10 protein-coding genes are annotated in these 12,384 nt (G+C 34.3%); 3 read left to right on the top strand and 7 right to left on the bottom strand.

Going from position 1 to position 12,384, the window contains the following annotated elements; all coding sequences use genetic code 11:
• Positions 1 to 7: 7 nt before the first annotated feature.
• The 5 genes from NLJ00_RS22585 to nirB form a co-directional block, all read right to left on the bottom strand.
• A complete protein-coding gene (locus tag NLJ00_RS22585) occupies positions 8 to 667 on the bottom strand; it encodes a response regulator transcription factor (RefSeq protein ID WP_053470263.1) in 660 nt (219 codons plus the stop codon).
• A 651-nt stretch (positions 668 to 1,318) separates the two neighbouring features.
• Positions 1,319 to 3,127, bottom strand: coding sequence for a PAS domain-containing sensor histidine kinase (locus NLJ00_RS22580; protein WP_256635497.1), 1,809 nt, complete (start codon positions 3,125 to 3,127; stop codon positions 1,319 to 1,321).
• 9 nt (positions 3,128 to 3,136) lie between these two features.
• Positions 3,137 to 3,721, bottom strand: a complete 585-nt coding sequence (locus tag NLJ00_RS22575; RefSeq protein ID WP_256635496.1) for a DUF4202 domain-containing protein — start codon at positions 3,719 to 3,721, stop codon at positions 3,137 to 3,139.
• Between the two features lie 247 nt (positions 3,722 to 3,968).
• Complete coding sequence (nirD, locus tag NLJ00_RS22570) at positions 3,969 to 4,346, bottom strand: nitrite reductase small subunit NirD (RefSeq protein ID WP_256635495.1); 378 nt, start codon at positions 4,344 to 4,346, stop codon at positions 3,969 to 3,971.
• 225 nt (positions 4,347 to 4,571) lie between these two features.
• Positions 4,572 to 7,085, bottom strand: coding sequence for a nitrite reductase large subunit NirB (gene nirB / locus NLJ00_RS22565; protein ID WP_256635494.1), 2,514 nt, complete (start codon positions 7,083 to 7,085; stop codon positions 4,572 to 4,574).
• Between the two features lie 266 nt (positions 7,086 to 7,351).
• On the opposite strand from nirB, the gene NLJ00_RS22560 reads away from it, so the two are divergent.
• On the top strand, positions 7,352 to 8,131 hold the full coding sequence (locus NLJ00_RS22560; protein ID WP_256635493.1) for an META domain-containing protein: 780 nt from the start codon (positions 7,352 to 7,354) through the stop codon (positions 8,129 to 8,131).
• A gap of 115 nt (positions 8,132 to 8,246) precedes the next feature.
• Complete coding sequence (locus NLJ00_RS22555; protein WP_256635492.1) at positions 8,247 to 8,678, top strand: META domain-containing protein; 432 nt, start codon at positions 8,247 to 8,249, stop codon at positions 8,676 to 8,678.
• A gap of 165 nt (positions 8,679 to 8,843) precedes the next feature.
• Here NLJ00_RS22555 and NLJ00_RS22550 read toward each other — a convergent pair whose 3' ends face one another.
• Together NLJ00_RS22550 and NLJ00_RS22545 are read right to left on the bottom strand one after the other, a co-directional pair.
• On the bottom strand, positions 8,844 to 10,127 hold the full coding sequence (locus NLJ00_RS22550) for a DUF2130 domain-containing protein (protein WP_256635491.1): 1,284 nt from the start codon (positions 10,125 to 10,127) through the stop codon (positions 8,844 to 8,846).
• Between the two features lie 400 nt (positions 10,128 to 10,527).
• A complete protein-coding gene (locus NLJ00_RS22545; RefSeq protein WP_256635490.1) occupies positions 10,528 to 11,415 on the bottom strand; it encodes a LysR family transcriptional regulator in 888 nt (295 codons plus the stop codon).
• Positions 11,416 to 11,618: 203 nt separating this feature from the next.
• Between NLJ00_RS22545 and NLJ00_RS22540 the strand changes: the two genes are divergently transcribed.
• Positions 11,619 to 12,326: a class I SAM-dependent methyltransferase gene (locus NLJ00_RS22540; RefSeq protein WP_256635489.1), complete on the top strand. Its 708-nt coding sequence runs from the start codon at positions 11,619 to 11,621 to the stop codon at positions 12,324 to 12,326.
• The last annotated feature ends 58 nt before the right edge of the window (positions 12,327 to 12,384 follow it).

Genomic DNA, 12,384 nt, shown 5'->3' with positions numbered 1-12,384 from the left:
CGAAAAATTAGATTAAAGAATACTCTGTTGCCTTATTAGAAAGTTCCATTAAGTTTTTTACTTTCAGCTTTTTCATCAGGTTAAAGCGATGTACTTCGGCAGTTCGTTTGCTAATGTCAAGTGCTTCGGCGATTTCTTTGTTTCCTTTTCCGGATAATAAAAGAGTCAGGATTTCTTTTTCTCTTTTGGTAATCATCATTTCGTCGCTTAAGTTTTGCTTAGGCTCTAATGAATTAGATGGATTTGTCAATTGACCAATTAAGATAGATGAAATGTCTCCACTGAAATATTTTCCTCCGGCAGAAACGGTATGAAGTGCTTTTAAAAATTCTTCTTTGCTTGAACCTTTCAATAAATAACCATCGGCTCCGGCTTTTATGGATTTCAATACGTATTCTTCCGATTCGTGCATCGAAAGCATAATAATTTTTATGTTATTATTTTCGCTTCTAAGTTTTTCTACTAGTTCGATACCGGTTAAGTTTGGCATACGAATATCGGCTATAAGTAAATCGGGTTTGCTTTGCGCTACCACGTCAAGAGCGTCGGCTCCATCAATTGCTTCGCCCACAACCTCAATGTTTGCTTCGTTTTCCAAAAGGGATTTGATTCCGTCTCTAACAAAAACATGATCATCTGCCAGCACTACACGAATGATATTACTCATAGTTTACTTAATTTTGGTTTTTGGATTTTTACGTATATTCATCTATAAAGAAGACGCTAATATACGTACTTTTTTTATTTAAAATTCCAATTTTTTGAAATTCCAAATTCCAATATTAAAAAATCATTAGAAAATTAGATTCCAATATCTAAATTCCAAATCCCAATTGAGTACAGTAATTGTCAGGCTGAGCGAAGTCGAAGCCCACGTAAGTAGCTCTGCAAAGATTGTCGATTAAGATTGCGCGGGCTTCGACTTCGCTCAGCCTGGCAAGATTGTGGTCAACTTTGTCAAAGTTTTGAACTTTGACAAAGTTTGGTTTTAATTGCCTCCAGCTTTAGCTGGAGGCAATTTATTTTTTACTTTTTATTTCCTTGTAAACTTAAATTTTCTTTTGAAAACGATTGTCCGCGAGAGGGATAGGAGGAAGCTACCGAAGTAGCCCGGATAGCCCGACAGCATCCCGATAAGAGGGCGAATAAAGACAAAGTAAATTTGCCCTCTTATCGGGATGGTGGCTCGCCCAGATGATTATTCTTATTTTTTTGATTGTCGATTAAGATTGTGTGGGCTTCGACTTCGCTCAGCCTGACAATACTTTGCGCAATTGGAATTTGGTACTTAAATATTGGAATTTAAAAATTGGATTTTCTACTTAAGTATCGGAATATTAAACGTAATCCTTGTTCCTTCGCCTGGAATTGAGTTGATGAAAACGCGGCCGTTGATGTATTGAATTCTTTCTTTCATAAATAAAAGTCCCATTCCTGATTCGCTGTTTCGTTTTTTGTCAACTGAATTGATATCGAAACCTTTTCCGTTATCGTCGATAATAACGCTTAAAAGGGTCTCGCTGTGTGATAGTTGAACAATTATATGCGATGATTCAGCGTATTTTATGGCGTTGTTTATGGCTTCTTGTGTAAGTCGGTAAATATTGATTTCGATTAGAGAATCTAAACGTTGGTCGAAATTGGTTTTGTTGTAGAAAAGGATTTCTTTTCCGGTAAGTTTTGAAAGTTCCTGCGTTAGTTTTGCCAAGGAAGAAACGATTCCGTGATCGCTTAATTCCGGAGGCATTAAGTTGAAAGTTGCGGTGCGGACACCTTTTATAATGTCAAGTGAAAGTTTTTTTAGGTATTCAATTTTTTGTTCTGATTTTTCTCGGTCATCCAGATTAATGCTTTCCAGACTGAACTTTAAACCGGTAAGCATTTGACCAATTCCGTCATGAATTTCTTTGGCGATTCGATTTTGTTCGTTTTCCTGATTTTCAACAATTTTGCTCGAAATAATCTTTTGCTGATTGATTTTTTCGGTCGTGTTTTCAAGATTCAAACGTTCGACTTCACGCTGCGCTTTTTTGCGTTCGGTAATGTTGAAACAAACAATCAAAAGTTCTAATTCATCTTTTTTGATGGTTACGGGAACCATTGATAAATCCAACCAAATGGTTTGATTTTCCTTGTTTAAAATTTTGATTTCGCCTTGCCAGCCGCTTCGTTGTTTTTCGAAAATGAGTCGGTCAATATTGATTTGCTCTTTTTCATCAACGGTTAAAACTTCAGAGAATTTTTTGTTGGATGAAAATTTAGTGTAGTTTAAAAGTTTGGCAAATTTTTCTCCAATATGAATTATCGAACCATCGGGCGCAATTCGGCAATAGAGTAAAGTATTCTCCATTGCGTAGTTGAGCGATTTTAATTCTTTAACCGAATTTTCTTTGATTTCACTAATAATTTCAGTGTCGTAAGCCAGTTTTAAAGCTTTCTTTTCGGAAGATAAAAGTCTTGTAATTAATCGTTCTATCTTTTTATTTGTAGGTTTAAAAATGAAGAAGAATTCTAAAAGCAGCACCAATAATGTAAAACCGAAAATCCAATATTCTATTTTGCGCTGTTCCGTTACTTTTTCGTGTGCTTCGAGATCATATTGTGTTACAATCTGATTCATTTTTGAAAGAAAAGAACCTTCGTTTTCTAAAATAATCTGTACCAGTTTTTGATTTTCTGCAGATTGTTTTTTCTGTTTTAAATTCAATAAAAACGAATCGGTTGTTTGTGCAATTTTATTGAAAATTGGATTGATCTCGAGATATAATTTGCTGAGTGTTTCTGATTTTTCTTTTGGAAAAGCTAAACTGTCGCTGCCGTTTTCGAGTGCGTTTTGGTTTTTTTTCCAAAGTGATAAAACATCTTGTAAATGTGAAATTTGTTTAGCTGAAGCGATATCAGAAACGTAATGCAGAATCAGAGCTTCCTTGACGATTTTCTGGCTCAGCATTCTTTGTTTTCCGGAAAAGTTGATGATTTTAGAATCACTTAACTGCTGATTCAGATTATACTGCACTAAAACCTGACTGATAATTATGGTTAGGGCAATAGTAAGAAGTGCAAAAAAATACAGACGGCGTAAATTTTTGAACGTGATTTTATCTTCTTCCTGATTGCTTTTCTTCATAAAGTCAGTTTACAATCCTAAAGATGCTTTTATAAGGTTTAAATTTTCTTCAGAATAATTGATTTTTAACGCTTCCTGATGTCCTTTATCCGACATTTTATCCCAGGTTTTTTTGATGATATTTTTTAGTTTTTCGTCGTCGTGTTTATGAACGAAAGGGTCTAAATAATATTCTAAAAAAACCAGACAGATAACATCTTCTAATAGTTGCGTTTCGTGATCTTTTTTAAGTAATTTTTTCTCAATTAAAAAAGAAACGCGATCGATAAAAGCCTGATCATAACCTGCTTTTTCAAGAATTTCGGCTGTAGTTTTAGCGTGGAATTTTTTTAATTCTTCTCTCCATTTCAAATAACCTACACGATCCATTGGATATGATTCGCGGGCAACTTTCCATCGGCAGATGTGCTGTGCTTTTGATGCAATCTGAATTTCTTCAGAAGCATTGGGTTCAAACTGCATCAGTCTTTCGTACATCCTGTTTGAATACAATAATTCTTTTGGATATTCTTTGTTTTGGTCGGTTTCGATGTTTGGATCTTGTGCGTTTTCAGCATCAATCCATTCGCTTGCTTTTTGAAAAGGTGTAGTCATTTTTTGGTTTGATAATAGATTTCAAAGATACGGAATTAAGTTTTTTTTAGCCACGAATTTCACGAATTAGCACGAATTATTGTTTTTGTTTTTTTGCCACAGATTAAAGGATTTTTTGGATTTAATCTGGTGTTAAGTTTTTTTGCCACGAATTTCACGAATTCCACTAATTTAATTCGTGCTAATTCGTGAAATTCGTGGCAAATAATTTTAATCCTTTTAATCTGTGAAATCTGTGGCTTTAAAATTAATCTACAAATCCAACAAATACTTCGTTTTCAATAACCTTAATTGGATATGTTGCAATTTTTAAGTCATCGCCATTTAAGTTAGAACCATCTACTAGCGAAAATGTTTTTTTATGCATTGGGCAGGCAATTTTCGGGATATCATCTGTAGATCCGGTCATTCCTCTTGAAAGTACCATTTCCATTTTGTGCGGACAGGCGTTTTGGCAGGCGTACCATTCATTACGGCGTGTGAAATTGAAAATAGCAATCTGCTTGTTTTTGTATTTAATGCAGCCGCCGCGATTAGTAGGGAAATCTTCAACTTTGCCCGCTTTAAACCAAATTGTTGCATCGCTCGCATGAACTGTTTCGTATTGATTTAAGATTTCTTCCATTTTGATTGAGTTTTGATTTCCTGTTTCTTAGCCCTCTTTTTACAATCAAGAGAGTTTTGATGGCGCAGTAAAAAAGAGGGTAAGAAGGACAGCAAACGTTATTGATATTTTTTTGTTTTTTGGAGCTTTATGATGTTTTGCCACAAAGGCGTAAAGGCGCTAAGTTTTTTTTTAAGTTTTTATGACTTGACTTCGTGACTTTGTGCCTTTGTGGCAAGATATTTTTTAAGTCCACGCTTTTGGCGCTTTTTGATCTCTTAACGGAACAAAAACAGCATTGTCGTCTTTCTCGTCTGAGTTTACAAAATGGTTAAAGCGTTTTAATAATCTTGGTTTTTCCAGAACTTGTTTCCATTCGCATTCAAAAGTGTTAACTAAAGTCTGCATTTCGGCTTCTAATGTTTCGCAGATTCCTAAACTGTCTTCGATGATAACTTGTTTTAAATAGTCTAAACCTCCGTCTAATTTTTCTAACCAAGTTGAAGTTCTAATCAGCGGGCCAGCGGTACGGATATAGTACATTAAGAATCTGTCCATGTATTTGATAACGGTTTCTTTGTCTATTTTTTCGGCTAATAAAACGGCGTGTTTTGGATTTGCTCCACCATTTCCTGCGATGTATAAATTCCAGCCACCTTCAACAGCAATTAATCCGAAATCTTTTCCTCTTGCTTCTGCGCATTCGCGAATGCAGGCCGAAACACCGCCTTTTAATTTATGTGGAGAACGGATTCCTTTGTATCTGTTTTCAAGTTCGATAGCAAATCCGGTGCTGTCGTCCATTCCGTAACGACACCAGGCATTTCCGACGCAGCTTTTTACGGCACGAAGCGATTTTCCGTAAGCATGGCCGCTTTCAAAACCATTGTCAATTAAGATTTTCCATATTTTTGGTAAATCACTTAAATGTGCTCCAAATAAATCAACTCTTTGTGCTCCGGTAATTTTAGTATATAAATCGAATTGTTTGGCTACTTCGCCAATCACAATTAATTTCTCAGCTGTGATTTCACCTCCGGCAACTCTGGGAACTACAGAATACGTTCCGTTTCGTTGAATATTGGCCAAAAATCTATCGTTTGTATCTTGAGTTGTAACGTGTTTGTTTGCCGTATCATTATAAATACTAGAGAAAATAGAAGCTACAACAGGTTTACAAACTTCGCAGCCGTCGCCTTTTCCGTGATGATCTAAAACATCATAGAAATTCTCGTATTTATTGATTTTTACTAAATCGAATAATTCCTGACGATTATAGCTGAAATGTTCGCAGATTACTTCTTTAACTTCTTTTCCAAGTGATTTTTGAGTGGCTTTTACCAAGTCAGAAACCATTGGTTTACAGCCGCCGCAGCCAGAAGTAGCTTTAGTTGCTTTCACAACATCTGAAAAACTAGCGCAGCTTTCATCTAAAATTTTACAGCAGATAGAGCCTTTTGTAACATTTTCGCAAGAGCAAATTACGGCTGTATCCGGTAAATCCATTACGCTTCCTAAACTTGAACCTTCAGAACCGTCACGAGAGCCTAAAATCAAATCTTCCGGATTTTTAGGTAAGGCCATTGCGTTACTGTAAATCTGGAAAAGCGAATTATAATCGCTTGCATCTCCAACCAAAATTCCACCTAAAAGCGTTTTCGAATCTTTGGTAACATTGATTCTTTTATAAACACCGCTTAATTTATTCTCATAAATAATGGCGGTTACGTTTTCATTTTCAACAAAAGGATCACCAAAACTTGCTACTTCAACACCAATTAATTTCAATTGTGTCGACATATCGATGGTTTCTCTCATGGTTTTAGAACCATTTAAGATTTGCTCGGCAGCAACATCGGCCATTTCGTAACCCGGAGCAACAAGTCCGTAAATGTTTTGATTGTAAAGTGCCGCTTCGCCTATGGCATAAATAGAAGGATCTGATGTCTGCATTTGATTGTTTACCACGATTCCGCCTCGTAAACCCACTTCAAGTCCTGAAACTCGAGCTAATTCGTCGCGAGGTTTAATTCCGGCAGATATAACCAACATGTCTACTTTTAACAATTCGTCGTCAGCAAACATCATTCCCGTTATACTTTCTTTTCCATCTATATATTGTGTTGCTTTGTTAAGATGAATTCCAATATTTAATTCTTCAATTTTTGCTTGCAGCATATCACTTGCGCCTTTGTCTAATTGTCTCGGCATTAAACGCGGAGCAAATTCGACAACATGCGGGTTCAATCCTAAATCCCTAACGGCTTTTGCAGCTTCAAGACCTAATAATCCTCCGCCAAGAACAGCGGCTTCGGTTGCACCTTTTTGTTTTATCTTTTTGGCGTAAGCCATAATAGCATCTAAGTCTTCGATAGTTCTGTATACAAAAACACCATCTTTTTCGACTCCGTCAATTGGCGGAACAAAAGCTGATGAACCTGTTGCTAAAACTAAGTAATCGTACGTATGTATTTTTTCTAAATGTGTATGTATTGTTTTTTCGGTACGATTTATATCTGTAATTAATTCTGATGTATTTAGAATAATGTTGTTTTCAGCGTACCATTCGGTTGTTGATAATGATAAATCATCGGCCGTTTTTCCTCCAAAGTATTCACTTAAATGAACACGGTCGTAGGCGCGCCTTGGTTCTTCACCAAAAACGATAATTTGATACTTTTCCTGTCCTGATTTTGCAACGAACTTTTCGCAAAATTTATAACCAACCATGCCGTTTCCAACTACTATTACTCTAATCATGATTTCTTTAATTAAGTATTATTGCGCAAATATAAGTATTAATACTTATAAAAATACGTATTAAGTATATTTTTTAAGTAGATGTAGTGTTTCTGGAATACGTATTTCATCGTAATCTTTTACGTAGTGCGGGTTTTTAATGAAATGGATACTGATAATTATTTTAAATTTGAAAAGATTCTAAATAAGAAATTCAAAATATTGTCGTAAATTCATAAGAATTTTACTTGTATTTTGTTAAATGATGTTATTTCAAATAAAACGTTATGAAAAATATACTTTCACTTTTGTTCTTACTTTCTGTAATGACTGGCTGTAAATCTACAACAGACAAAACTTCAAATACACAAACTATTTCTGAATATGGTTCTCAGGAAGATGAAATGAAATATTTTTTTACAGCAACCGGAAACGAGCCGTTTTGGGGCTTAAAGATGGGAAACGAGGAAATTATATTCACTTCCTTAATTCCAGGAAAAGAAAAACTTGTTTTTGCACCTGTTGATGCAATCAGAGCGATGGATGCTAATGTTAAGATGTATAAAGTTGCTAATGAAACTTCGACAGCGACTATTACAATTCAGCAGGTAGATTGTCAGAATTCAATGTCAGGTGCAATTTCTCCTTATAAAGTTTCTATAGAAATTAAAAATAATTCAGAATTAGAGTCCAAAAAAATTGGTGGCTGCGGAAAATATAATACAGATTATCGCTTACATGATATTTGGGTTTTGGAAGAACTCAACGGATTCAAAGTTTTTGTAACTGACTTTCAAAGAGAATTGCCAAGAATCGAAATCAACTCTTCTGAAAATAAATTTATGGGTTACGGCGGTTGTAATGCAATCAGCGGAACTATTTTTTATGAAAAGAATTTACTTCGATTCTCTAAAGTTATTTCGACTTTAATGGCTTGTGCGCCGGGAAATAAAGAGGGGGAGTTTACAAAAGCGCTTCAAAATACGACTACTTATGGTATTGAAAACAATAGATTGACTTTATCAAATCCTTCGGGTAAACTTTTGGTTTTTAAGAAAGTAGATTAATGTTTTTGAGTTTTAAAAATGTCCTAGAATGGTTTAAAAATGACTTATAGTAATATAAAAATGACTTAAAGCTGGAATATTTTTGTAAAATAAAACTTATAAATATTTATTTTACATGAAAAAGATTTTAATGTTGTTTATTGCGGTGTCATTAGCTTACAGCTGCAAATCAAGTAAGACTACAAATTCTGTAGCTGCGACTAACGAAAACGCAATCGAAAAGAAATTACAACAAACCTGGATTTTAGAAAACTTAAACGGAAAAGTAATTACTGAAAAAGATTTTTCTAACTCTCCAAAACTAGAACTGTCTTCATCAAGTTTTTCCGGATCAACAGGATGCAACGGTATTAAAGGAAGTTTAGAATCTGATTGTGCAGGAAAACTTAAGTTTCCTAATCTTACATCAGAAACTAAAAAATGTGATGCAAAAAAAGAAGGCGAATTTATGCAGTTATTAAGAACGACTTCTGGTTATTCTATTGAAAATAACAAACTTTACCTTTCTAATCAGTTTGGACTTACAATGTCTTTCAAAAAAGGTTAATTAAAAATAAAAGGCTTCGAAATTAATCGAAGCCTTTTTTTATTTTGTCATTTCGAGGAAGGAGAAATCGCACTAGTAATTCCGCAAAGAAAAAGATAAAAAAATCCGTGCACATCCGCGTTTTCGCGAAGCGAATCCGTTTAATCCGCGTGCCATCTCACATTATTATTCTAATAATTCTTTAGGATTTTCGTCCTCATCGCCTTCAATAAAATCCAATTCTAAAGCTCGTACAGTCTGAACCGCATTTCCAGCAATTCCACGAATCGATCCGTACATTCCTAAAGTATTGTGAACTACTTTTTCGATTTGTTTTTCACGCTGTTTCCAGATTCTCTGCATAGCTCTTTTTTCTGCATCAAGATCACCTTGCATTTGGGTAAAACCTTCTACAATTCCTTCAATTTGTAAACGGAATTCGTTGCTGGTTAAAAAGTCATACAACATCGACATTTTATCGCCTTTATTTTCTTGTGCCTGAACGGCCTGACTTACCTGAATTAGTGACTGACGTAAAACGGCGCTTAAACCTTTAAATTCTTCATACGTACAAATCCAGATTCCGTCACGCATTCCCATACGTTCCATTCCGGCCGGCATAACTTCAGTTACTAAAACACCAATATTGGCTCTTTTGATTCTAATATCATTTTTGAACTTTTCTATCCAAGATGGCTGAAAAGCTTTTGTTCTTTTACTTTCGTAATAAATTGAACCGCAATTTTGCAATTCGCGCGTGTTTACAATTTGAAGACAATCAGCACCATTTGCGCCTTTTTTGATTTCATCAATGCTATCAAGCGGGAAATTATTTGCCAGCCATTCTTCAATCGCTAATTCCATTACTTCACCTTGTAATTGCATAGAACCTTGTTCCTGCTTGCGTTTCATTTCTTCAATCAGCTTTTTTTGATCGTCAGATTGTTTTTGGTATTCTTTGATTTTTAGTTCGTTTTTTTCTTCCTCTTGTTTGCGAATTTTATCACGTTCTAAAACTAAAGTGGCGTTTAATTGCTTTTGCGCTTCGGCTTCAATTGCTTCTTTCATTTCCAGTTTTTCACGCTGTAATTTTGCGATTTCGCCTTCCATTTTATTTAATTCCCTGATTTTTTCTGACTTTTCAGAGAGTTCTTTTTCCATTAAAAGCAAACGATCTTTGTTTTCTTCTTCGAGTTTAATTTTAAGTTTTTCAGAAATTTCTTTTTCGGCTATTTTTCTTTCTCGGTCCAATCGCTCGGCAAAAAGTTCGTTTTCCTGTTTCTTTTTTGCTTCAAATTCGGCTTTTGCTTTTTCGAACTGTTCGTTTTTAAGTTCTAATTCTTTATTTTGGATGGTAGCTTTCTGTTGAAATTCTTTGCGTATGCTATCTTCCAACTGATGTTTTAATACATCATTGACATCGATAGGAGTTCCGCAGTTTGGACACTGAATTGAAGATTGTTCAGCCATTTTTATATTGATTTTATTTTGTAGAATTATAATTTGCTAAGGTATTTAAAAGTTCTGTTTTTATGTGTGAGATTGGTGTGATAAATTGTAACGATTTTTTGGTTGCCACGAATTGCACGAATTTTCACGAATTAGTTTTTGTTAATCTCGCAAAGTCGCAGAGTCGCAAAGTTTTTTTAGCCACAGATTAAAAAGATTAAAAGGATTTTTTTCTCATTTTATGTCATTTCGACGAAGGAGAAATCTTCGCAAGTAACTCCGCAACGTAAGCCAATCTTTGCCGAGCTTCTCGCGAAGATTTCTTCTTCGTCGAAATGACAAACTTTGTGCATACCCATTAAATATTAAATAAAAAACTTTGCGTCTCTGCGTCTTTGCGAGATTAAATTATAAAGTAATCTTAGCGAGAACTACTTTTACGCAATAAAAAATCGACTGCGGTTTTAGTAATCTCAGATTCGTCTTCTTTTGATGTAATAATCGAAACATTTGTCACCAAATTGACTTTTTTTAATTCGATAAAACCTATTTCTGGATCTTGATTGTTTTTGGCAATATTCGAAGGAACAATCGAAATTCCTAATCCATTTTTGACTAATTGCACGATTGAATTTATATTATTTGCTTCGTGAATAATCTTCGGCGTAAAGCCATAAAAAGCACAAAGTTCTAATAAAACTTCATGATAATGCGGTGCGTAATCTTTGTTGAAGAAAACGAAAGTTTCCTCTTTTAAATTTAATATCTCTTTTTCAGATTTTAGCTGAATGTTGTTTTTATTGAATACAATTGAAAACCCATCCTGAAACCATAAATGCGATTGTATTTTAGGAGATTTTATGGGAGAACGTATAATTCCCATTTCGATTTTTCCTTGCTCTAAAGCATCGATTTGCTTTGTTGTGGAAACTTCAAAAAGCTTGAAATTCACATACGGAAATTGTATTTTTAAATGTTTAATTAGATCTGAAATAACTGCAGAATATATCGAACTGATATAAGCAATTCTGAATTCGCCTGAAACATTTTCGGCAATCTTTTTTGTTTTTAAAGATATATGTTCCAAATTTTGGAAAAGTATTTTAACTTCTTTTTCGAAATATTTTCCGGCTTCAGTTAATTCTACTTTTTTATTGTTCCGAATGAAAAGCTTCGCCTGAAGTTCTTCTTCCAATTCAATAATCTGACGGCTTAATGGCGGCTGCGAAATAAAGAGTTTCTCGGATGCTTTGGTAAAGTTCAGTTCTTCGGCTACAGCCAAAAAATATTTTAAATGACGTAATTCCATGATACTTTAAAAGTATTATTAATTGATAAAAATAGTATTTTTAAAGTATTTATGAAAGAGGTAGTTTTGAAAAAAAAATATATGGGCCACGGGTTTTACGGATGAAACAGATTTGCACTGATTTGTTTTTATATAAAGATTAAATAATATCTGCGTCAACCAGTTTAATCTGTAAAATCTGTGGGCAATAAAAAACAAAGACTATGAAAAAATCAACTATTACAGAGATTAAGGAAAGGTTTGATAATGATGTCGAACGATTTTCGAATTTAGAAACCGGACAATTATCTACAATTGATGCGAAAGTTTCGTTAGAATTAATTACGGAAGCTTCAAAACGAATTATTCCAAATGCTACTCATGTTTTAGATATTGGCTGTGGCGCCGGAAATTACACTTTAATGATGTTGTCTAAATTGCCAAATTTAAACTGCACTTTGGTCGATTTGAGTTTGCCAATGTTGGAGAAAGCTTTTGAAAGAGTTTCAGCAGAAACAAACGGAAAAGTCGAGATTAAGCAAGGTGATATTCGCGAAGTTAAATTAGAAGAAAATAGTTTTGATATTATTTTGGCTGGAGCTGTTTTACATCATTTACGGGATGATAAAGATTGGGAAACTACTTTTATAAAGTTGTTTAAATTATTAAAACCGGGCGGTTGTTTTATGATTTCAGATTTAATTACGCAGGATACAGAATTATTAAATGAATATACCTGGCAGCGATATGGTGAATATTTAGAAGGAATAGGAGGGGCTGAATATCGCCAAAATGTATTTGACTATATTGCCAAAGAAGATACACCAAGATCAATGAATTATCAATTGGATTTGATGAAAAAAGTGGGTTTCAAAAGCGTAGAGATTTTACATAAGAATATGTGTTTTGGCGCTTTTGGCGGAATTAAATAAAAAAGGTTTGCCACGAATTGCGCGAATTTGCACTAATTTTTATTTCTCCAGTTAAAAA

Origin of the sequence: Flavobacterium panici, from assembly GCF_024499525.1 — a bacterium.
GTDB classification, from domain to species: Bacteria; Bacteroidota; Bacteroidia; order Flavobacteriales; family Flavobacteriaceae; genus Flavobacterium; species Flavobacterium panici.
Note: the sequence above shows the minus strand (reverse complement) of the source record. Positions and strands in the feature narration are given on the sequence as shown.

What these genes read in the sequence shown, in the direction of transcription:
- NLJ00_RS22585 (WP_053470263.1), bottom strand. Translation starts at nt 667, where the DNA reads ATGAGTAATATCATTCGTGTAGTGCTGGCAGATGATCATGTTTTTGTT.
- NLJ00_RS22580 (WP_256635497.1), bottom strand. Translation starts at nt 3,127, where the DNA reads ATGAAGAAAAGCAATCAGGAAGAAGATAAAATCACGTTCAAAAATTTA.
- NLJ00_RS22575 (WP_256635496.1), bottom strand. Translation starts at nt 3,721, where the DNA reads ATGACTACACCTTTTCAAAAAGCAAGCGAATGGATTGATGCTGAAAAC.
- nirD (WP_256635495.1), bottom strand. Translation starts at nt 4,346, where the DNA reads ATGGAAGAAATCTTAAATCAATACGAAACAGTTCATGCGAGCGATGCA.
- nirB (WP_256635494.1), bottom strand. Translation starts at nt 7,085, where the DNA reads ATGATTAGAGTAATAGTAGTTGGAAACGGCATGGTTGGTTATAAATTT.
- NLJ00_RS22560 (WP_256635493.1), top strand. Translation starts at nt 7,352, where the DNA reads ATGAAAAATATACTTTCACTTTTGTTCTTACTTTCTGTAATGACTGGC.
- NLJ00_RS22555 (WP_256635492.1), top strand. Translation starts at nt 8,247, where the DNA reads ATGAAAAAGATTTTAATGTTGTTTATTGCGGTGTCATTAGCTTACAGC.
- NLJ00_RS22550 (WP_256635491.1), bottom strand. Translation starts at nt 10,127, where the DNA reads ATGGCTGAACAATCTTCAATTCAGTGTCCAAACTGCGGAACTCCTATC.
- NLJ00_RS22545 (WP_256635490.1), bottom strand. Translation starts at nt 11,415, where the DNA reads ATGGAATTACGTCATTTAAAATATTTTTTGGCTGTAGCCGAAGAACTG.
- NLJ00_RS22540 (WP_256635489.1), top strand. Translation starts at nt 11,619, where the DNA reads ATGAAAAAATCAACTATTACAGAGATTAAGGAAAGGTTTGATAATGAT.